16 protein-coding genes and 1 tRNA gene are annotated in these 19,436 nt (G+C 63.5%); 9 read left to right on the forward strand and 8 right to left on the reverse strand.

All coding sequences use genetic code 11. The features are described 5' to 3' along the window. Window positions 1-4: 4 nt before the first annotated feature. Both SDENCHOL_RS01380 and SDENCHOL_RS01385 read right to left on the reverse strand, forming a co-directional pair. Window positions 5-1,228, reverse strand: a complete 1,224-nt coding sequence (locus SDENCHOL_RS01380) for a class I SAM-dependent methyltransferase (RefSeq protein WP_067169165.1) — start codon at window positions 1,226-1,228, stop codon at window positions 5-7. Continuing rightward, a complete protein-coding gene (locus tag SDENCHOL_RS01385) occupies window positions 1,225-1,947 on the reverse strand; it encodes a hypothetical protein (RefSeq protein WP_067169167.1) in 723 nt (240 codons plus the stop codon). Before SDENCHOL_RS01385 ends, SDENCHOL_RS01380 begins: the two co-directional genes overlap by 4 nt. A gap of 370 nt (window positions 1,948-2,317) precedes the next feature. On the opposite strand from SDENCHOL_RS01385, the gene SDENCHOL_RS01390 reads away from it, so the two are divergent. The 8 genes from SDENCHOL_RS01390 to SDENCHOL_RS01425 all read left to right on the forward strand — a co-directional run bounded on the left by SDENCHOL_RS01390 (window position 2,318) and on the right by SDENCHOL_RS01425 (window position 12,810). Next, entirely contained in the window at window positions 2,318-6,097 is a 3,780-nt protein-coding gene (locus SDENCHOL_RS01390; protein WP_154715752.1) for a DUF3683 domain-containing protein, read from the forward strand. 65 nt (window positions 6,098-6,162) lie between these two features. Continuing rightward, complete coding sequence (locus SDENCHOL_RS01395; RefSeq protein WP_067169173.1) at window positions 6,163-6,612, forward strand: HIT family protein; 450 nt, start codon at window positions 6,163-6,165, stop codon at window positions 6,610-6,612. 16 nt (window positions 6,613-6,628) lie between these two features. Continuing rightward, window positions 6,629-8,308: a hypothetical protein gene (locus SDENCHOL_RS01400; RefSeq protein ID WP_154715753.1), complete on the forward strand. Its 1,680-nt coding sequence runs from the start codon at window positions 6,629-6,631 to the stop codon at window positions 8,306-8,308. A gap of 87 nt (window positions 8,309-8,395) precedes the next feature. Then, window positions 8,396-9,829, forward strand: coding sequence for an ATP-binding protein (locus SDENCHOL_RS01405; protein WP_083522802.1), 1,434 nt, complete (start codon window positions 8,396-8,398; stop codon window positions 9,827-9,829). A 96-nt stretch (window positions 9,830-9,925) separates the two neighbouring features. Beyond that, entirely contained in the window at window positions 9,926-10,357 is a 432-nt protein-coding gene (locus tag SDENCHOL_RS01410; RefSeq protein WP_067169181.1) for a gamma-butyrobetaine hydroxylase-like domain-containing protein, read from the forward strand. Beyond that, complete coding sequence (gene ubiE / locus SDENCHOL_RS01415; protein ID WP_067169184.1) at window positions 10,354-11,109, forward strand: bifunctional demethylmenaquinone methyltransferase/2-methoxy-6-polyprenyl-1,4-benzoquinol methylase UbiE; 756 nt, start codon at window positions 10,354-10,356, stop codon at window positions 11,107-11,109. The genes SDENCHOL_RS01410 and ubiE overlap by 4 nt, the downstream gene beginning before the upstream one ends. 170 nt (window positions 11,110-11,279) lie before the next feature. Beyond that, window positions 11,280-12,188, forward strand: a complete 909-nt coding sequence (locus SDENCHOL_RS01420) for a Tim44 domain-containing protein (protein ID WP_067169187.1) — start codon at window positions 11,280-11,282, stop codon at window positions 12,186-12,188. A gap of 49 nt (window positions 12,189-12,237) precedes the next feature. After that, entirely contained in the window at window positions 12,238-12,810 is a 573-nt protein-coding gene (locus SDENCHOL_RS01425) for a ubiquinone biosynthesis accessory factor UbiJ (RefSeq protein ID WP_067169190.1), read from the forward strand. Here the strand turns inward: SDENCHOL_RS01425 and SDENCHOL_RS01430 are convergent. From SDENCHOL_RS01430 to SDENCHOL_RS01440, 3 genes are all read right to left on the reverse strand, one after another. Further along, entirely contained in the window at window positions 12,794-14,047 is a 1,254-nt protein-coding gene (locus SDENCHOL_RS01430) for a mechanosensitive ion channel family protein (RefSeq protein WP_083522803.1), read from the reverse strand. The two genes, SDENCHOL_RS01425 and SDENCHOL_RS01430, sit on opposite strands and share 17 nt — an antisense overlap. Before the next feature lie 113 nt (window positions 14,048-14,160). Continuing rightward, complete coding sequence (locus SDENCHOL_RS01435) at window positions 14,161-14,967, reverse strand: 4-hydroxy-tetrahydrodipicolinate reductase (RefSeq protein ID WP_067170623.1); 807 nt, start codon at window positions 14,965-14,967, stop codon at window positions 14,161-14,163. A 190-nt stretch (window positions 14,968-15,157) separates the two neighbouring features. Then, window positions 15,158-15,679 (reverse strand): universal stress protein, encoded by a 522-nt coding sequence (locus SDENCHOL_RS01440; RefSeq protein WP_172954962.1) that lies wholly within the window; start codon window positions 15,677-15,679, stop codon window positions 15,158-15,160. 194 nt (window positions 15,680-15,873) lie between these two features. On the opposite strand from SDENCHOL_RS01440, the gene SDENCHOL_RS01445 reads away from it, so the two are divergent. Further along, window positions 15,874-17,460 (forward strand): sensor histidine kinase, encoded by a 1,587-nt coding sequence (locus SDENCHOL_RS01445; RefSeq protein ID WP_160329875.1) that lies wholly within the window; start codon window positions 15,874-15,876, stop codon window positions 17,458-17,460. A gap of 218 nt (window positions 17,461-17,678) precedes the next feature. Here the strand turns inward: SDENCHOL_RS01445 and SDENCHOL_RS01450 are convergent. The 3 genes from SDENCHOL_RS01450 to SDENCHOL_RS01460 form a co-directional block, all read right to left on the reverse strand. Then, a tRNA-Ser gene (locus SDENCHOL_RS01450) sits at window positions 17,679-17,768 on the reverse strand. Window positions 17,769-17,838: 70 nt separating this feature from the next. Continuing rightward, complete coding sequence (gene ftsX / locus SDENCHOL_RS01455; protein WP_067169199.1) at window positions 17,839-18,768, reverse strand: permease-like cell division protein FtsX; 930 nt, start codon at window positions 18,766-18,768, stop codon at window positions 17,839-17,841. Next, window positions 18,765-19,418, reverse strand: a complete 654-nt coding sequence (locus SDENCHOL_RS01460; RefSeq protein WP_067169202.1) for a cell division ATP-binding protein FtsE — start codon at window positions 19,416-19,418, stop codon at window positions 18,765-18,767. The genes ftsX and SDENCHOL_RS01460 overlap by 4 nt, the downstream gene beginning before the upstream one ends. Window positions 19,419-19,436: the final 18 nt, after the last annotated feature.

A 19,436-nucleotide genomic window follows, 5' to 3' on the forward strand; every position in this document is an offset into this window, starting at 1 on the left:
GTGATCACGCGATCTTTCTTTTCACGATCGCCGATACTGATTTACGCCGTACCAGCGCCGGTTTCTGCAGCTCAGAGAACACTTCGGGTAGCATCACCGTTGCCAGAGTGCGCTGGCTGAACTGGTAGCGGCCGTCGACGACGAAACCCAGGTGATCCCATGGTACTGCTGTATTCAACAGCTCTGCCGCGCGCGCAATGTCCATGTCAGGATATTTCGGGAACAGCGCAAGCACCGAGCCGTCGTAGGCCGTACACTCATGTACGAAGAACGGCTGCGGCCGCCGGGTTTTCCCGTTGACGTAGATCCGCGGCGATTCTGACTCGTGGTAAGCACGGCCCCACTTCCACCAGTTGCCTTCGTCGAAAGACTTGATCCGGCGCGCGAGTAGCCGCGTCTTGTGCTTGACCAAGGCCTTGTGCTGAACGTTGTAGAACATCCGCCGGGTCTCGCCGGTGTCACGGGTCTTCGAACAAACGAAATCGAGGTTGCCTTTGGGATGGATGAAAGCAGGATCGGCGCCCGAAACGGCGCCTACCTTCACATCAAAGAGCGCCGACAGCGGTACCGTCATCCCCCCCTCAAGGAAGGCGAGCTGACCGTGCATCTCGGTGAAGGTCCGCTTCTGCCACGAGGTATCGCCGAGCACCTGCCACTGAGTGGCCCGGGAGAAGTTCCCGAGTTCGTACCGGAAGATGGCGCAATTCGGGACCGCACCCCGGAAAATCTTCTGGTCCCCCGTCTCGATCCAATGGGTAATCGTGCCGTGTTCGAACAACCAAGTGTTCAACCGCCGTGCGGCGGTCAGCTTGATGAAGTCGCGCGGCACGATGAAGATCAATTCGCCGGCGGGCTTCAGGTGTTGGACTGCCTTCTCGATAAAGAAAAGATAGAGATTCGAGCGGCCGTCGAAGCGGCTGGTATCGAGCAATGCCTTGGTCTCGCGCTCGATGTCTTGGTAGCGGACGTACGGTGGGTTCCCTATTACCGACGAGAACTTCTCGGTTACCGGGTAGGCGAAAAAATTCTGGATCAGTGCGCCAGCTGGAGCGACCCTCGCGTCAAATTCGATCGCGACGCAATTCCGGAGATGCGCGACAAAGGCCCCGTCGCCAGCCGACGGCTCAAGCACTCGACCGCTGCGTTGCCGCAGAGAAAGCATCAGCCGGACAATCCGCTCCGGTGTGAAGACCTGACCACGGTTGGTTACGTTCAAGACCTTGCTCATTGGCCAAGGCCCCCTCGTAGTCGTTCGCCGATCGACGCGTCGAACTGATCCAACACTCGCGCGCGCAGCACGAGTGCCTCGCGGAACACCCCCATCAGGAACTCGGCTGATTCCTGCCAGGTGCGATTGACGCGCTGCATGTTCCGCCCCCAATGCGCCTGATATGGAAGGTTGCTGCCATTCGGGTCGAGCGAAGCCATCTGGCGCAGAGACGTCCAGAACACGTGCCCGATGTCGTTCTTGTTGATCACCAGGAAATAGTAGTCAGCGTTCATGTTGGCGCCGAAGTAATGCGCCATTGCTTCGCAGTAAGGCTCCCATGAGTTGATTCCCCACTTCCGCCCGTTGCCGTTCGGATACGGGACGTTCTTCGGATCCACGCCTGTCATGGCGAAGAACAGGCCTTCCTTACTGGAGAGATTGTCAGAGCCGCCGAAGCTGCTGATCTTCACGTTAACCGGGAGCCACATACCGCCTTGGCCGGTTACCAGAAAGTCGTACCAATAGCGCGGCGGTGAGGGAGAAAACGTGAGCCCGTTCTCGGCAAAGTATTGATCGGCCATAAACTGCAGAGCCAGTGTCTGCGTAATGTGCTGCTCGCTCCGCTGCGAGTCTTCACGGCCATCGTTGCCGCCCAGTGCAAGTTGGACAATGCCAGAGCGTAGCGCAATGGAAAGATGGTTGGTGATGCGATTGAGCACGTCTTCCGGTGTGACCATGATTTTCCATCCTAAAACAACCGGCATATTTTACCTAACAAGGCACTGAATCGCCCCGGCTTCCGTGGATACACCCGAGGACAGCTTTACTGCTCTGAGCAGTCAAAATCTTCAGTGAATTGATACGTCAGCAATGGCCGATTTCCGCTCTTCGGCCACAGTGGAACTTCCGGGCTCGACCAGCGAATGACTGGTCGCCTGGCTGTGGTTGAGACGCTGTGTCACGATGTTCTCCTTGACGATTGTCCGCACCGGTTCGGACTTGCCGAAGCCGGATCGGCAGCGCAGCGCCAGTATGCGCCTCGATCCGAAGCGCTAAAATGTCGTCCGGCCCCGCATCCGGCCGCTTCATTCCCGCCGTCCCGCCATCATGACCGCACGCCTGCGCGAAATTCCCTATAACTACACTTCGTTTTCCGATCGCGAGATCGTCATCCGCCTGCTCGGCGAGGAGGCCTGGCAACTACTGGACGAACTGCGCGCCGAGCGCGTCACCGGCCGTTCGGCGCGCATGCTGTATGAAGTGCTGGGCGATATCTGGGTGGTCAAGCGCAATCCCTACCTGGAAGACGACCTGCTCGCCAACCGCGAGCGGCGCGAGGCGCTGATCGCCGCGCTGCGCCATCGCCTGAACGAAGTGGAGCAGCGCCGCCAGGGCAATCCGCGCGTCGGCCTGCTGCTGGAACGCGCGCAACAGGCCGTTGCCGACTTTGCCCGCCATTTCGCCGAGACCGCCGGCTTGCGCCAGCGGGCGCTGCGCGTGCTGGCAAAACATACCCGCGCCGACAACATCGCCTTCGACGGTCTGGCGCGCGTCGCCCACGTGACCGACGCCACCGATTGGCGCGTGGCCTTTCCTTTCGTCGTGCTGTACCCCGATACGGAAGAAGAAATCGGCCCGCTGGTGCGCGGCTGCATCGAGCTGGGGCTGACCATCATCCCGCGCGGCGGCGGCACCGGCTACACCGGCGGGGCGGTGCCGCTGACGCCGCATTCGGTGGTCATCAATACCGAAAAGCTGATCGACTACGGCGCGGTCAGCGAACAAGTACTGCCCGGCACGGCGCGGCCCTATGCCACCTTGCACACCCTGGCCGGCGTGGTGACGCGGCGCGCCATGGAAGCCGCCGAAGGCGCCGGACTGGTGTTCGCCTGCGACCCGACCTCGGCCGATGCCTCGACCATCGGCGGCAACGTCGCCATGAATGCCGGCGGCAAGAAAGCCGTGCTCTGGGGCACTGCGCTCGACAACCTGGCCTCCTGGAAAATGGTCACGCCGCAAGGCGAGTGGCTGCGGGTCGAACGCCTGGAGCACAACTTCGGCAAGATCCACGAGCAAACGCTGGTGCGTTTCCGCCTGCGCTACTGCGCGCCGGACGACTTTGCCTGCGCGCAGCCGCTGCGCGAGGAAATCCTCGAAATTCCCGGCGCGAGCTTCCGCAAGCAGGGACTGGGCAAGGACGTCACCGACAAGTTTCTTGCCGGTCTGCCGGGCGTGCAGAAGGAAGGCTGCGACGGCATCATCACCTCGGCGACCTGGATCCTCCACCGCCTGCCGGCGCACACGCGCACGGTCTGTCTGGAATTCTTCGGCCGGGTGGCGGATGCCGTGCCGTCAATTGTCGAAATCACCGATTACTTCAAGCCGGGCGGCGCCGGGCTGGCCGCTGGCGTGCAACTGGCGGGGCTGGAACATCTGGATGAACGCTACGTGCGCGCCGTCGGCTATGCCACCAAGGCCAAGCGCCAGGGGCGGCCGAAGATGGTGCTGATCGGCGATCTGGTCGGCGACGACGAGGCCGCCGTGATGGCTGCCGCTTCTGCCGTGGTGCGCATGGCCAATGCCCGCAGCGGCGAGGGTTTCATCGCCGTCAGCGCCGAGACGCGCAAGCAGTTCTGGCTCGACCGCGCCCGCACGGCGGCGATCTCGCGCCATACCAACGCCTTCAAGATCAACGAGGACGTGGTCATTCCGCTGCCGCGCATGGGCGATTACTGCGATGGCATCGAGCGCATCAACATCGAGCTGTCGATCGCCAACAAGCTGGCGCTGTGCGCCGCGCTGCACGGCTTCCTGCGCGGCGAATTGCCGCTGCATGCGGGCGATGCCGGCCAGTCGGGACGCAACCTGATCGCCGACCGGCGCGAGCTGGCGCTGGCGGTGGTCAACGAGGTGCGCGCCCACTGGCAGGGTCTGCTCGACGGCATCGACAGGCATTTCCCCAGCCTGCAGGATCACAGCACGCGGGTGTCCTGGAAGCTGGAGCTGAAGCCACGCCTGGACGAAATCTTCAGCGGCGAAGCCTACGCCCCGACGCGGGAGCGGATCCGCGCCATCCACCAGGAGGTGCTGCGCAGCCGCCTGTTCGTCGCCCTGCACATGCACGCCGGCGACGGCAACGTGCATACCAACATTCCGGTGAACTCCGACGACTACTCCATGCTGCAGACCGCCTACCGCACGGTGGAGCGCATCATGGCGCTTGCGCGCGAGCTGGGCGGGGTGATTTCCGGCGAGCACGGCATCGGCATCACCAAGCTGGAATTCCTCGACGAAACGCAGATCGCGCCCTTCCGCGCCTACAAGGAAAAAGTCGATCCGCAGGGCCGCTTCAACCAGGGCAAGCTGATGGCCGGTGGCGATCTGCGCAACGCCTACACGCCGTCGTTCAGCCTGCTCGGCACCGAATCGCTGATCATGGAGCAGTCCGAAGTCGGCACCATCGCCGGGATGATCAAGGACTGCCTGCGCTGCGGCAAGTGCAAGCCGGTCTGCTCGACCCACGTGCCGCCGGCCAACCTGCTCTACAGCCCGCGCAACAAGATCCTCGCCACTTCGCTGCTGATCGAAGCTTTCCTGTACGAGGAGCAGACGCGGCGCGGCATCTCGCTGCATCACTTCGCCGAGTTCAACGACGTTGCCGACCATTGCACGATCTGCCACCGCTGCCTGAAGCCCTGCCCGGTGGATATCGACTTCGGCGACGTCTCCATCGCCATGCGCAACTTCCTCCGCGAGCAGGGCAAGACGCGCTTCAATCCCGGCAAGGCGCTGGCGATGTCCTTCCTCAACGCCACCGAACCGACGGTGATCAAGACCCTGCGCGCCGGCATGGTGAATGTCGGCTATCCGGCGCAGCGCATGGTGCACAAAATCGCCAGGGCCGCGGGCCTCATCCAGGGCGTGGTCGAGCGGCCGCCGGCCAGCGTCGGCCAGCCCTCGGTGAAAGCCCAGGTGATCCACTTCTTCAACAAGCCGATGCCCGCCGGCATGCCCTCGCGTACCGCCCGCGCCATGCTCGGGCTGGAAGATGCCCGCATGGTGCCGGTGATCCGCGATCCTCGAAAGGCGGAAGCGGACGCCGAGGCGGTGTTCTATTTCCCCGGCTGCGGCTCGGAGCGACTGTTCTCGCAGATCGGCCTGGCCACCCAGGCGATGCTCTTCAACCTCGGCGTGCAGACCGTGCTGCCGCCCGGTTACCTGTGCTGCGGCTATCCGCAGATCGCCAGCGGCCAGGCCGACAAGGGCCGCGAAATCACCACCGACAATCGCGTGCTGTTCCACCGCGTGTCCACCACCCTCAACTATCTCGACATCAAGACGGTGATCGTCTCCTGCGGCACCTGCATGGATCAGTTGCAGCAATACCAGTTCGACAAGATCTTCCCCGGCTGCCGGCTGCTCGACATCCACGAGTACCTGCTGGAAAAAGGCGTGCATCTGAACGGCGGCAGCGCCACCCGCTACATGTACCATGACCCCTGTCACACGCCGACCAAGACGCACAACGTGACGCAGGTGGTGAATACCCTGATGGGCAAGACGGTGCCGCTGAACGACCGCTGCTGCGGCGAATCCGGCACCTTTGCCGTGGCGCGGCCGGACGTGGCCACCCAGGTGCGCTTCCGCAAGCAGCGCGAAATGGAGCAGGGCGCGGCGGCCTTGCGCGAGGACGGTTTTGGCGGTGAAGTGAAGATCCTCACTTCCTGCCCTTCCTGCCTGCAGGGCCTGGCGCGCTACAACGACGATGCCGATACCCAGGCCGAATTCATGGTGGTCGAAATGGCGCGCGAATTGCTCGGCGAGCGGTGGATGCTAGAGTACGTGGATCAGGCCAATCGGGGCGGGATCGAGCGCATCTTGCTGTAAGTACCGAGGACTAGGTACCGAGTACTGAATACTGCAATGGCAGCTCATTCTGGTCAGGAGACGAGATGAGTAGAAGCGAAAACTGCGAACTGTGCAGCCGGCCGGGCGGCGAGCCGCTCTGGCAGGACGAGCATTGCCGCGTGGTGCGGGTCGGCGGCCAGGAAGGCGCGGACTACCCTGGCTTCTGCCGCGTCATCTGGCGCAGCCATGTGCGCGAAATGACGGATCTGCCGGCCGCCGAACGCGCCCACCTGATGCGCGTGGTATTCGCCGTCGAAACCGCGCTGCGCGAACTTTACCGGCCGCACAAGATCAACCTCGCCAGCCTGGGCAATCTCACGCCTCACGTGCATTGGCACGTCATCCCGCGCTGGCAGGACGACCGCAACTTTCCCGCGCCGATCTGGGCCGCGCAACCCAAGGCCGCGCAAGACGGGCAAGCTGCCGTCACACGGCCACAGGTCGGCACCGAAACGCTGCGCACGCACCTGCTTGCCGCACTGGCAAACGCATGACCGGGAGGCATCGCCCATGAGCAGCATCGCCGGCAACGCACTGGCCAATCTCGCACTCCCCTCGCCCGACGGCGGACCGGCGCCGCAATTCACCAGCCTGGCCGACTGCAAGCGCTGGCTTGCCGATCTGGCCATCACCAATACCGCCCTGGCTCGCGACCAGTTGCTGCAGCAGCTCGAACGGCTGAACCGCCATCCGCTGCCCGCCGCGGAACGCCTGGCCATCCTCGAATTCCTCCGCAGTCCGCTGCACTTCATCCACGACGAATGGCTGCGCCCCTGCCTCCTGCAACGCCCGGAACTACCGCTCGCCGCGGCCACGGAAGCCGGCTTTGCCGCCATGCACATGCTCTGGCAGGCGCTGGCAAGCGGCTATCTGCTGGTGCTGCAAAACGCCGGCGCAGCAGCCACGGCAAGCCAATCCAGCGCCGATGAACGCACGCAGGCCGCGCTGGCGGCAACCCGCGCCCTGGCAACGATGCGCAGCATCCATCTCGACCACTGCCATCTCGGCCTGCTCCCCGACCCCGATTTCTGGCAGCGGCTGCATCGCATCCACCACGCAGCCGAGTGTCTCGACGTGAGCCAGCTCGCCGTCGCCGACAAACCCGCCGGCATGGCCGCGCTGACCGCCGCCGGCGCCTATGTCGAAACGCTGCTGCTGGCCGCGGCGCAACCGCACGAACTGCAGCCGAAACAACTCGACAACGTCGCCTACTGGGCGCGGCGCTGGGCCGCCAAGGTGCCGCTGCTGCTGCAACCGCCGGAAGATCCGCGCACGCCGCCGCTGTGCATCGACCTGTCCGGCAGCACCGCCGGTGCATATGCGCAGCCCCCCGCCTCGCCACCCGCCAGCCTGCGCTGGCTGGATCTGCGCGCTTTGCGCAAAACCATCAAGCAACGCCTCGTCAAGCTCGGCGAAGGCGTCTCGCCGCAGGAACTCAAGCTCGGCAAGGGCTGCGTGCAGCCGGACTGCGAACTTCTGTTGCGCCGGGTCTATCGCGACTGGTGCAAGGGTGGCCGCCCGGCAATCGACACCACCAGCCGCCCCTGCGAACTGCTCACCCGCATCGAGAGCATCCATTTCCAGCTCAGCGGCAAGCCGTTCAACCCGGTCCGCCAGTCGATCTACCTCGACAAACGCGCTCACGAAGAACTCGCCACCTTCGGCCACGTCGCTACCCGCGCTGCCGGCGCCACTGGCGCTGTCGACAATGCCGCCATCGTGCCACCCGAACACGCCAGCGAACACTGGCAAGCGGCGGCCGGCAGCCTCGTCGATCTCCAACTGCAACGCCCGCTCGCCCAGCCCGGCAGCGCACTAACCGCCGGCCGCCTGATCGGCGTGCGCCAGCAGCATGCGCCCGGCTGGCAGCTTGCCCGCATCGGCTGGATCGCCAGCGACCTCGGCACGGCCAGCCTGCGCGCCAGCATTCGCCTGCTGCCGGGCACGCCGCAAGCCGTCAGCCTCATCCGCGCCGTCGAGGGCACGAGCAAAACCGAACACTGCCGCGGCTTTCACCTGCCCGCCGTGCCCGGCCTGGAGCAGGCCGCCACCCTCCTGACCCCCACTGGCTGGTTCCGTCCCGGCCAGCCCATCGAAATTCAGGGCGAGCGCAGCCAGAAAGTGCGCCTGAGCAAACTGCTCGAACGCGGCGCAGATTTCGAACGCTGCGCCTATGAGCCGATTGCGTAGGCACGGCGTCGCCATCGACTGACGTAGCCGGGCGGTCAGATCGTGCTAAAGTTAAGCATAACAAACTGTGCTTAACTGGATTTTTGGATGAAAGAAGTTTCTGATCAACAGGTTGCGGAACATCTTAAGCGCCTGAACCCTTGGTGGCAACGCGCCGAGATGGACCAGGCGACTTTGGCTTTGCGCCCGCGCGCCTATCTAGACCCGGTACGGCAACTGCTGCTGGAGTCGAATCTGCGCCGCGCCGTGGTACTGCTGGGCCCACGCCGGGTCGGCAAGACCATTCTGATCCGCCACCTGATTGCCGACCTGTTGGGGCGGGATGTGCTGCCACAGCACATCGCCTACGTGGAAATGGATCACCCGCTGCTGCACGGACAGTCGCTGGAAACACTGATCCGCCAGATCGAGGATGCCGCGTCCGGCGGCGATGGCGTACGCTATCTGTTCTTCGACGAAATCCAGTCGCACAAGGATTGGGAAAAGCACCTCAAGCCGCTGGTCGATCATCGCCCCGACCTGCGCATCCTGGTATCCGGCTCGGCGGCAGCCGCGCTCAAGCGACAGAGCAGCGAATCAGGCGCGGGACGCTTCACCGACTTCCTGTTGCCGCCGCTGACGTTTTCCGAATACCTGCATTTGCGCCCGGAACCGCCCGCCATCCACGAGGAAAAACCCGGCGTCTATCTGCTGGAAGACATCGCGCGCCTGAACGCGCAGTTCGCCGAGTACGTCAGTTATGGCGGTTACCCCGAGCTGGCGTTGTCGCCGGTGGTGCGCAACAACCCGGAGCGTTTCGTCAAATCCGACATCGTGGACAAGGTGTTGCTGCGCGACTTGCCGCAGTTGTACGGAATCAAGGATATCCAGGAGCTAAACTCGCTGTTCACTCTGCTGGCGTTCAATACCGCCGAGGAAGTGTCATTCGAGCAGCTTTCGCAACGCAGCGGCGTCGGCAAGCAGACCATCCAGAAATACATCGAATATCTGGAGGCAGCCTTCCTCATCAAGCGCGTGTTCCGCGTGGACCAAGACGGCAAACGCTATCAGCGCGAGCGCAATTTCAAGGTGTATCTGACCAATTCGGCGATGTACACCGGGCTGTTCGGCGAGAAATCTCCTGACGAACCCGAGTTCGGCCTCCTGGTCGAAACGGCCCTGTTCGCACAGCGCTTCCACGAGGATGCGCGACTCAACTACGCGCGCTGGGGCACCGACGACTGCGAAGTAGACTTGGTCGAATCATCTCAGTCGCTCAAACCAGTGTCTGCACTGGAAATTAAGTGGAGCGACAAGTACGCGGACAAGCCGGAAGCGCTCAAGGGACTGATGAAATTCATGCGCGGCAATCGCCTGCCTCTGGTCTGGGTCACCACACGCAGCCTAGTACGGCAGCAGTCTATCGACGGCCATGAAATCCGCCAGTGGCCCGCCGCCGCACTGGCATTCCATTACGGCGTGCGCGCCGTGCAAGGCCGTCTGGCCGGCTTCGAAGCACAGATCAAGGAAACCGTCGCCTGACGACGCCCGGCCTTTGCCAAGAACGCCGAGTTTGAAAGCAGCCCCCACTGCGCTATGATTACCGGCTCTGCAATACGCAGGTTCCATCGCGTTCCCATGGCCGGACTCGACAAAAACACGCCGCATCCCACCGAACTCAAGCTACACCGGCAGTCGCGGTTGCTGGAGGTGAGCTTCGATGACGGCAGCCATTTCTCGCTGCCGTTCGAGTTGATGCGCGTCTACAGCCCTTCGGCGGCGGTGCGCGGGCACATGCCGCATGAGGCGATATTGCAAAGCGGCAAGCGCAATGTCGAGATTCTCGACCTGCAGCCCGTCGGCAACTATGCGGTGAAGCCGACGTTTTCCGACGGCCACGATTCGGGCATCTATTCCTGGGACATCCTGCACAAGCTCGGTGCCCAGCAGGAAGCGCTGTGGCAGGACTATCTCGCCCGCCTGGAGGCAGCCGGCGCCAGTCGCGACATCGACACGACGCCTCAAAGACATGGCGCCTCGCACGGCGGCCACTGCGGACACAAAAAATGAGCAAACCACAGATACCTCAGGCACAACAAACACACTTCGGCTTCAAACAGGTTGCCGAAAACGAGAAGGCCGCCCACGTCGCCGAGGTTTTTTCCTCGGTGGCCAAGAAATACGACGTGATGAACGATCTGATGTCGCTGGGCCTGCACCGTCTGTGGAAGCGGTTCACCATCCAGCTTTCCGGCGTGCGCACGGGCGAGAAAGTGCTCGACGTCGCCGGCGGCACGGCGGATCTGGCGCGGGCTTTCGCCAGGCGCGTCGGCGCCACGGGACAGGTCTGGCTGACCGACATCAACAACGCCATGCTCACCGTCGGCCGCGATCGCCTGCTCGACGACGGCATGATCATGCCGACCGCCCAGTGCGATGCCGAGAAGCTGCCTTTTCCCGACGATTATTTCGATTGCGTCACCGTCGCCTTCGGCCTGCGCAACATGACGCACAAGGACCAGGCGCTGGCCGAAATGCGCCGCGTGCTGAAGCCCGGCGGACGCCTGCTGGTGCTGGAGTTTTCCCGCGTCTGGGAACCGCTGACCGCCGCTTACGATCTGTATTCCTTCAAGATCCTGCCCTGGCTGGGCCAGAAGGTCGCCAACGATGCCGACAGCTATCGCTACCTGGCCGAGTCCATCCGCATGCATCCCGATCAGGAGACCCTGCAGCAGATGATGGAACAGACAGGACTGAAGCGGGTCGAATTCTTCAACCTGTCTGCCGGCGTGGTCGCCCTGCATCGCGGCTACAAGCTGTAAGCCGGCAAGCAACGGCATACCTCGCGCGTATTCTTGCGCCACGCCCTGCGCGGCGGATAGTCGGGCAGGGCGGGCTGCCAGAGTCGAAGCATTACCGCCGTTTCTTTCACGGTTGAATTTCCGTAATTTTCATTCCTTTTCCATTTTGCATTTTGTCTTCGGAGGTTTTCATGCGACGTTTTCCCATTCTTGCGCTGATCCTGACCCTGGGTCTGAGCCTGTCCATACCGGATGCCGAGGCACGCCGTCTTGGCGGCGGCGCTTCCTTCGGCATGAAGCGCAACAGCAGCATGATGCAGCGCAATGCCACACCCGCACCGGCGCAGCCGGCCAGACAAGCCGCCCAGCAGCCCGCGCCGGCCAAACCCGCCGGCGCAGCGGCCCCGGCGGCTTCCGGCATGCAGCGCTGGCTCGGGCCCATGGCCGGTCTGGCCGCCGGCCTGGGTCTGGCGGCATTGTTCTCTCATCTCGGGATCGGCGCGGAAATGGGTTCGCTCATCCTCATGCTGCTGGCGGCAGGCGCCGTCATCCTGATCGTACGCCGCCTGAGCAACCGCAGCACGGCGCGTCTGCAACCCCAACCCGCCGCTGCTCATGCCGGCAATTACGGCGCCGCGCCGCGACATTTCGAGCCGCTGACCGCGCCGGCGGGCAGCACCGGCAACGCAGGCAACACAGACAACGCTACCGCCGGCAATGCCAGCGACTTCGACGGCGAGGCTTTCCTGCGCCAGGCCAAGCTCAACTTCATCCGCCTGCAGGCAGCCAATGACGCCGGCAACCTGGAAGACATCCGCGCAGTGACCACGCCGGAAGTCTTCGCCGAAATCCGCCTGCAGCATCAGGAACGCGGCAGCGCGGCGCAGCAGACCGACGTGATGCAGCTCGATGCCGTCTTGCTCGACGTCAGCGAAGAAGCCGGCCGGCAGATCGCCAGCGTGCAGTTTTCCGGTCTGATCCGCGAATCCCATGGCTCGGCCGACGCCGCGCCGACCAGCTTCGACGAGGTCTGGCATCTGGCGCGTCCGCTCGACGGCAGCGGCGGCTGGCTGATTGCCGGCATCGAGCAGCCGCATTGATGCTCGATGCGCTGAAGCGCTGAAGCAAGCCCCACTGAAGCCAGCCCGCATGCGCGATCACGCAGCTCACGCGGCCCTTTCGGCGCTCAACCACCTGCTCGCCGGCGCGGCCTGGGCGCGCGCGCGGCTGGCGCCGTTTGCCGGACGCACACTGCGTCTTGCCGCGCCCCCTTTGCTGCTGACGCTGAGCATCGACGCCGAAGGCTATTTCGCCACCAGCGGCGCGGAGCGCTTCGATGTCACCATCGACCTGCCGCCGATCACGCCCTGGCGGGCGCTGGAAGGTCCGCAGGCTGCGCTGCGCGATGCGCAGATTGCCGGTGCGGCGGATCTCGCCGACGCCCTCGGCTTCGTTCTGCGCAACCTGCGCTGGGATCACGAGGAAGACCTGAGCCGGCTGGTGGGCGACGTCGCCGCCCGGCGGCTCGGTCGCGGCTTCGGCCAGTGGTTTGGCTGGCAGCGCCAGGCAAGCCGCAATCTGGCGGAGAACCTGGTGGAGTACTACCGCGAGGAACAGCCCGTACTGGCCAGTCCGGCCGCCATTCAGGCGTTTGCGCTCGAAGTCGGTCAGTTGGCTGCCGGCCTCGACGCGCTGGAGCAGCGCATCAAGCGCCTGGGCTAGGCGCCAGCGCCGGCCGCAAGGTGCGCATGTCGGCTCCGCTGGGATGCTGAAACACGCGCAGGCCGAATTCGGGCAGGATCGCCAGCAGGTGATCGAAGATATCCGACTGTATGCCTTCATACGGCACCCATGCCGTGGTGTCGGTAAAGCAGTACAGTTCCAGCGGCAAACCATCGGCGGTGGGTGAGAGCAGGCGCACCATCAGGATCATGTCCTGGTGTATGCCCGGATGCCTGCGCACATAGCGCTCGACATAGTGCCGGAACGTGCCGATGTTGGTGAGGCGCCGCTGATTCACCTGCTCCTGTCGCTCCTTTCCGAGCCTTGCATTCCAGTTCGCCAGCTCCTCTTCCTTGCTCTCCAGATAGTCGGACAGCAAGCTGAAGCGCTTCAGCCGCTGGCGCTCTTCCTCGCTGAGAAAACGCACGCTCTGCTGGTCCAGGTACAGGCTGCGTTTGATGCGCCGGCCGCCGGACTCCTGCATGCCGCGCCAGTTGCGGAAGGAATCGCTGATCAGGCGCTTGGTCGGAATGGTGGTGATGGTCTTGTCCCAGTTCTGCACCTTGACCGTGTGCAGGGCGATGTCGATCACGCTGCCATCGGCATTCAACTGGGGCATTTCGATCCAGTCGCCGACCCGCACCATGTCGTTTGAACCGAGCTGCACGCTGGCCACCAGCGAAAGCAGGGTGTCCTGAAAAATCAGCATTAGCACGGCGGCCATGGCGCCGAGGCCGGAAAGCAGGATGAGCGGCGAACGATCGATCAGGTTCGCCACGACCAGGATGGCGGCAATGATGAAGATCGCGATCTTGAGCACCTGGATATAACCCTTGATCGGCCGCAGATGCGCATCCGGCCGGCGCTGATAGACCTCGTTGACCAGCGTCAGCATGCCGGAAACGGCCAGGGCCAGGGTCAGCACGATGAAGGCGCTGCAGACGTTCTGCACCACCGTCACCAGCATTTCCGGCAGTTCGGGCACCGCCTGGATACCCAGCATCAGCACCACGGTGGGAATGATGTTGGCCAGCCGGGCAATCACGTGCAGCGGCGTCAGCTCGTTCCTGTCGATGCCGAACAGCCGGAACAGATGGCGCAGGCTGCGCAGCAGGATATGCTTGGTCAGCCAGTTCGCCAGCCAGGCCAGCAAGCCCAGGCCCAGCAGAAACAGCAGCGCATGCGCCCCGGGCGAGTTTCCCAGCCAGTGATCGAGTCGCTCGAAGAAAATGCTCATGAAACTTCCTTGTTCAGCAGAATGCGGCAACAACGTGCGGACAAACCCGCATTATCCCGCCTGCAGCGTCGACTGCCGCGCATGGCAGTCGATCCTTGCCGGAATCACCGGATCTACCAGATCTTCCACCAGGGCGTGGTCTTGGTGCGACGGAAATCCATTTCCGATTTACCCAACTGGAAGTAGGGCGTCAGCAGATTTTCCATGGTGTACAGCCCGGTCCGGCGCTGCGGCAGATTGTTGAGGGCAAACAGGATGCCGTTGCCGAAAGCCTCGCGCGAAATCGACTCGTGCTTCAGGCGCACGGTCTGGTTGGGCAGACCGAAGAGAATTTCGTGTGTGCCGATGATGCCACCGGCACGCACCGATTTGATCGATTCGTCCTCGATCGCCAGATGCCGGGCGATGGTGCGGGCCGTGCCGGAAACCTCCGGCTTGTCCTTGAAATGCTCCTCGATGATTTCGATATCCGTCTCGGGTGCGATGTTTTTCAGCACCTTGGCGGCGATCATCAGGAAATTGATGCCCAGCGTGATGTTCGGCGAATGGACCACCTTGGTTCTTTTCGCCAGCTTGGCGATCCAGCCGATCATCTCCTTGGGATACTGCGAAACCGCCGTCACGATGGTGACGCCGCGCCGTGCGGCTTCGTTGCCGTAATAGGTGATGCCGTCGATCGAGGAAAAATCGACGATGACATCCACCGGATGCGCATCCAGCAACTCCTTTGCCGAATGATTTTCCATGGACATGATGACCGCATCCGAACTGCTCTCGATGTCCAGGAATTCGGCTACCGAACGCTGCTCCATGGCCTGGGAACGCCGCAGCACCCAGCTCAGATTGACGGCGTCCGATTCGAGCAATACCCCGGCAACCGCCCGGCCGGTCTTGCCGAAACCTATGAGTCCGACATTCATCTGATTTACCTCCATCTTGATGTTGATTCGGCTGACGCCGGCAGCGCGCCGTACGGCACGCATTGCACACGCGCACCGCACATTGCGAACGACCCGGCCGATCGAGGCGTTGAAAAAAACGGGCGGACGGGTTGCCCGCGCCCGCCCCAACTCACCTCACCTCACTGAGTAAGCAAGCTACCGTCGTCTGCTACTGCCGCGCCGACAGCACGGTGCCATCCCTGTTGACCGCCACCACCCGGACCGAGCGCTGACGCGCGAGCAGGGTATCGACGACATTCCGCGACAACCAGCGGAACGGGAGCAACCCGGAATGCGGCGCCGGCATGACGATTTCCTGGCAGTCGAGCTCTTCCGCCGCATCGAGTATGGTAAATGCCACGGCGCCCTTCCTGACATAGGCCGCCACATCGATATCCAGTCCGAACAGCAAGCGCAGCGCAATGTCGAACGGCCGGGGACGGGAATGGCGCGTTTTTTCGAGCAACTCGTGCCAGACGACGCCGGGATCGCCACCCGGCCCGGACTCTTCGACATGCAGCAGGCACACTGCAACCTGCACCCCTTCGGCACGGCGCCGTATCGCATAGGCCACGGCCTGTCTGGCGTCTTCCCCGTTCTTCACGGGTATCAACAACTTCTGCAGCATCGACGTCGCTGCCGCCGTCTTCAATCGCGCGCCGTCTGCAGGCGCGTAGCCGGAGTTGGACATGTGAATCGGGTGTTTCATTGCCGGTTATGGTAACGAATGCCGCCGACCCTGAAAATTCGCGAATCCACGTACGGGATCAGACCCGGCAAACAGACATCGGTACCCGCCAATAACAGGGATTCGGCAGCCACATCAGTGATTCCCTTACGTGTCTTCGGCATGTCATGGCGAGCGTGATGCGCGAAAATGGCCGGATGAAGCAAACTTCCGGATTGCCGCAACGCCTGCTGCAGACGCTGATCTACATCGCCTGGAGTCTGGCGTTTGTCCTGCTCTACGTCCTGCTGGACTGGGCCAGCTATATCTCGCCCCTGCGCCACCTCAACGTCACGCTGTGGAATCCGGCGCCGGCACTGGGATTGCTGTACCTCATGCGGCGTGGCCGCCACGCCCTGCTGGCACTGTTCGTCGCCATCGTCAGCAGCGAGCTGTCGGTGCGCGGCTCGCCAGGCAGCCTGCCCGTCACGCTCTGGCTCAGTCTGGTACTTACGCTGAGCTACGGTGGCATCGCCGCGCTGCTCAAGCGCCATTTTCCGGACAGTGGATTGTTTTCCGATCGGCGCGGCCTGCTGGTCTGGTTGACGATCATCGTGACCGGCTCGTTGATCAGCAGCCTGCTGTTCATCTCCCAGTTGCTGCTGGCCGGCCTGCTGACGGTGGATGAATGCGCGAACGCCATCATGCATTTCTGGATCGGCGACAGCGTGGGCATTTTCGTCACCCTGCCGGTGTTGTGGTGGCTGCAGGACGAACCGCGCCGCCTGCTGTTCCGCAAGACACTCCTGCGCGGCGAAACCTTCGCCTATGCCAGCTTCACCCTGCTGATGTTGTGGATCGCCTTCGTCCCCGGCGCCCAGGCCAACTACCGCTATTTCTACGTACTGTTCCTGCCACTGGTCTGGGCCGCATCGCGCCAGGGACTTTCCGGCGCCATCTTTTGTATCGCCCTGCTGCAGATCGGCCTGTTGCTCGGCGGCCTGTTGCAGCAGGCCACGGACATCACGCTGTTCGAGCTGCAAATGCGCACCTTCCTGCTCGCCCTGGTGGGCTTTCTGATCGGCGCCAGCGTGGACGAACAGCGCCGCGCCGCCACCGAGCTGCGCCATTCCCTGCGGCTTGCCGCCGCCGGTGAAATGGCCGGCGCCCTGGCGCACGAACTCAACCAGCCGCTGACCGCGCTGTCCGCCTACGGATCCGCCTGCCAGCAACTGCTGCAGCGCGGCGGCAGCGAACAACAGTTGCATGAAGTCATCCACCGGATGATCGGTGAAGCCGAACGCGCCGCGCTGGTCATGCGCCGCCTGCGCGATTTCTTCCGCACCGGCGCGACCAAGCTCGAACAATTCGCCCTCGGCGAACTGATCGCCTCGGTCGTCACACCCTTCCGCGAGAAAGCCGCGCTGACCGGCATGACGTTCGAGATCGGCGAAATCCCCGCCGTGACCATCCATGGCGACCCGTTGCAACTCGGCGTGGTCCTGCGCAATCTGCTCGCCAACGCCTGCGAGGCCGTCGCCGCATCCCCACACGCGCCCGGCCGGGTCAGCCTGAGCGCCCGCATCGAAAGCGGTAACCGGGTCGTCATCGAAGTCGCCGACAGCGGCCCGGGTATTTCCAGCGCCATCGTCGACCAGCTCTTCGAACCCTTCGCCTCCACCAAATCCAGCGGCCTCGGTCTCGGCCTGGCAATCAGCCGCACCATTGCCGAAGCCCACGGCGGCAGCCTGACGGCGGTGCTTGGCAGCCAGGGCTGCTTCCGTCTGGTGCTGCCGATCGAATGAGGCATGCCGCGGATGAAAACAAAGGCTATCCTTTCCAGGCCGCCGAGGTGATCACCATCAATCCATGGAAGGCAGCGCCGTAAACAACAAAAGCCGGCTTACTTAGCCGGCTTTTGTCTTACTCGGATCGGATGGATCAGAAAGGCCGGCCATCCAATCCGGCATTCAACGAGGCTTTTATTGTGGTAATCTCACAACCTGTTGAATTTACTAAAAACTGGCGGAGAGGGTGGGATTCGAACCCACGGTAGGCTTGCACCTACGCCTGATTTCGAGTCAGGTACATTCGACCACTCTGCCACCTCTCCGGGCCGGCGATTCTAGCATCAATCAAGGGCTTGCCTACTGCATGGGCGACAAAATGTCGAACCGGGCAGGTCATGAAGCATCGTCGCGCAGGTAGCGGCCGAGCGAGAGGGCGGCGCCGAACCAGCCGAGGGCGGAGGCCAGTGCCAGCAGCAGCAAGGTATCCTGGATCGACAGCGGATGCAGGATGAAGGTGGCGTCGTAAAGGCCGGCGAGTTGGGCAATCGGTTCGCGCAGTAGTTGGGTGATGGCAAAGACGATCAGCCAGGCGACGAGGCCGCCCGCCAGTCCCTGCAGAAAGCCGAAGTAGTAGAACGGCCGGCGGATGAAGGCGTCGGTGGCGCCGAGCAGGCGGCAGACTTCGATCTCGGCGCGGCGGGCGAGTATCTGCAGGCGCAGGGTGGTGAAGGTGATGGCGATCAGTCCGGCGCCCAGCAGCGCGGCCAGCAGGGTGACGCCCAGCCGGCCCAGGCGCAGCATGGCATCGAGACGGCGCACCCAGGCGGAGTCGAGCTGGACGTGTTCGACCTGGGGCCACCCGCTCAACTCCGCGCGCAGGGCTTCCATGGCCTCCGGGCTGTCGTCCTGCGGGCTGACGATGAAGGCGTCGGGATAGGGATTCTTCGGCAGGCTGGCGATGATGTCGCGCAGCCCCGGGTCGGCCTGCATGCGCTCGAGGGTCGCTTCACGCGCGACGAAGTGCACGCTCTTCACGGCGGCATGTTTTTGCAGACGACCGGCAATGGCATCGGCCGCGCCGCGCTCGGCGTCCAGCCGCATGAACAGGGAAATCTGCGGTGTGGTGCTGGCCGTCGTTCCACTATTGCTGAACGTACTGCGGACGAACTTCAGGGTATTGTCGAGCAGCATCTGACCGCCGGCCGGCAAGGCCAGGGCGATGCCGATGGCCAGCAGCGAGAGCAGCGTATTGACCGGCGTCGCGGCCAGACGCTGCCAGGCCCAGTGCAGGGCTTTCAGATGCTGGGCGAGCCAGACGCTCATGTCAGCAGCCTGCCATGATCGAGCGTCAACTGGCGCGAGTTGTACGGCATGAACAGCTCGTGGTCGTAGGTGGCGATCAGCGTGGTGACGCCGACGCGGTGGAATTCGCCGAAGATTTCCGCGACATCGCGCGCGGTCTGCGGATCGAGATGGGCCGTCGGCTCGTCGGCCAGCAGAATGCTCGGACGATTGACGACGGCGCGGGCGATCGACAGGCGTTGCTGCTCGCCACCCGAGAGGCTGACCGGCAGCGCCTTTTCGCGCGCCAGCAGGCCGACTTTGTCGAGCGCTGCGCGTGCGCGGCTGGCGGCTTCGCGCGGCGGAAAGCCGGCAATGGCCAGCGGCAGCATGACGTTTTCGAAGGCGTTGCGATCCGCCAGCAGTTTCTGGTCCTGGAACACCAGCCCCAGATTGCGGCGCAGATAGGGAATCGCCTTGCGCTTCAGCGTGCCGACATTCTGTCCATTCACCAGCACGTTGCCGCCGGTCGGCCGCTCCATCGCGGCGATCAGCTTGAGCAGGGTCGTCTTGCCCGCCCCCGAGTGACCGCTGATCAGCACCAGCTCGCCGGCAGCCACATCGAAGCTGACGTCGCTGAGCGCGAAATGCTCAGGCGGGTAGCGGCGGCTGACATGCTCGAAGCGGATCATGTGCTGGCATTCCTCCCT

The sequence above is a fragment of the Sterolibacterium denitrificans genome (genome assembly GCF_900174485.1).
Lineage (GTDB): Bacteria > Pseudomonadota > Gammaproteobacteria > Burkholderiales > Rhodocyclaceae > Sterolibacterium > Sterolibacterium denitrificans.

Coding starts and splice junctions, on each gene's coding strand:
- SDENCHOL_RS01380 (WP_067169165.1), bottom strand. CDS start 1,228: ATGAGCAAGGTCTTGAACGTAACCAACCGTGGTCAGGTCTTCACACCG.
- SDENCHOL_RS01385 (WP_067169167.1), bottom strand. CDS start 1,947: ATGGTCACACCGGAAGACGTGCTCAATCGCATCACCAACCATCTTTCC.
- SDENCHOL_RS01390 (WP_154715752.1), top strand. CDS start 2,318: ATGACCGCACGCCTGCGCGAAATTCCCTATAACTACACTTCGTTTTCC.
- SDENCHOL_RS01395 (WP_067169173.1), top strand. CDS start 6,163: ATGAGTAGAAGCGAAAACTGCGAACTGTGCAGCCGGCCGGGCGGCGAG.
- SDENCHOL_RS01400 (WP_154715753.1), top strand. CDS start 6,629: ATGAGCAGCATCGCCGGCAACGCACTGGCCAATCTCGCACTCCCCTCG.
- SDENCHOL_RS01405 (WP_083522802.1), top strand. CDS start 8,396: ATGAAAGAAGTTTCTGATCAACAGGTTGCGGAACATCTTAAGCGCCTG.
- SDENCHOL_RS01410 (WP_067169181.1), top strand. CDS start 9,926: ATGGCCGGACTCGACAAAAACACGCCGCATCCCACCGAACTCAAGCTA.
- ubiE (WP_067169184.1), top strand. CDS start 10,354: ATGAGCAAACCACAGATACCTCAGGCACAACAAACACACTTCGGCTTC.
- SDENCHOL_RS01420 (WP_067169187.1), top strand. CDS start 11,280: ATGCGACGTTTTCCCATTCTTGCGCTGATCCTGACCCTGGGTCTGAGC.
- SDENCHOL_RS01425 (WP_067169190.1), top strand. CDS start 12,238: ATGCGCGATCACGCAGCTCACGCGGCCCTTTCGGCGCTCAACCACCTG.
- SDENCHOL_RS01430 (WP_083522803.1), bottom strand. CDS start 14,047: ATGAGCATTTTCTTCGAGCGACTCGATCACTGGCTGGGAAACTCGCCC.
- SDENCHOL_RS01435 (WP_067170623.1), bottom strand. CDS start 14,967: ATGAATGTCGGACTCATAGGTTTCGGCAAGACCGGCCGGGCGGTTGCC.
- SDENCHOL_RS01440 (WP_172954962.1), bottom strand. CDS start 15,679: ATGTCCAACTCCGGCTACGCGCCTGCAGACGGCGCGCGATTGAAGACG.
- SDENCHOL_RS01445 (WP_160329875.1), top strand. CDS start 15,874: ATGAAGCAAACTTCCGGATTGCCGCAACGCCTGCTGCAGACGCTGATC.
- ftsX (WP_067169199.1), bottom strand. CDS start 18,768: ATGAGCGTCTGGCTCGCCCAGCATCTGAAAGCCCTGCACTGGGCCTGG.
- SDENCHOL_RS01460 (WP_067169202.1), bottom strand. CDS start 19,418: ATGATCCGCTTCGAGCATGTCAGCCGCCGCTACCCGCCTGAGCATTTC.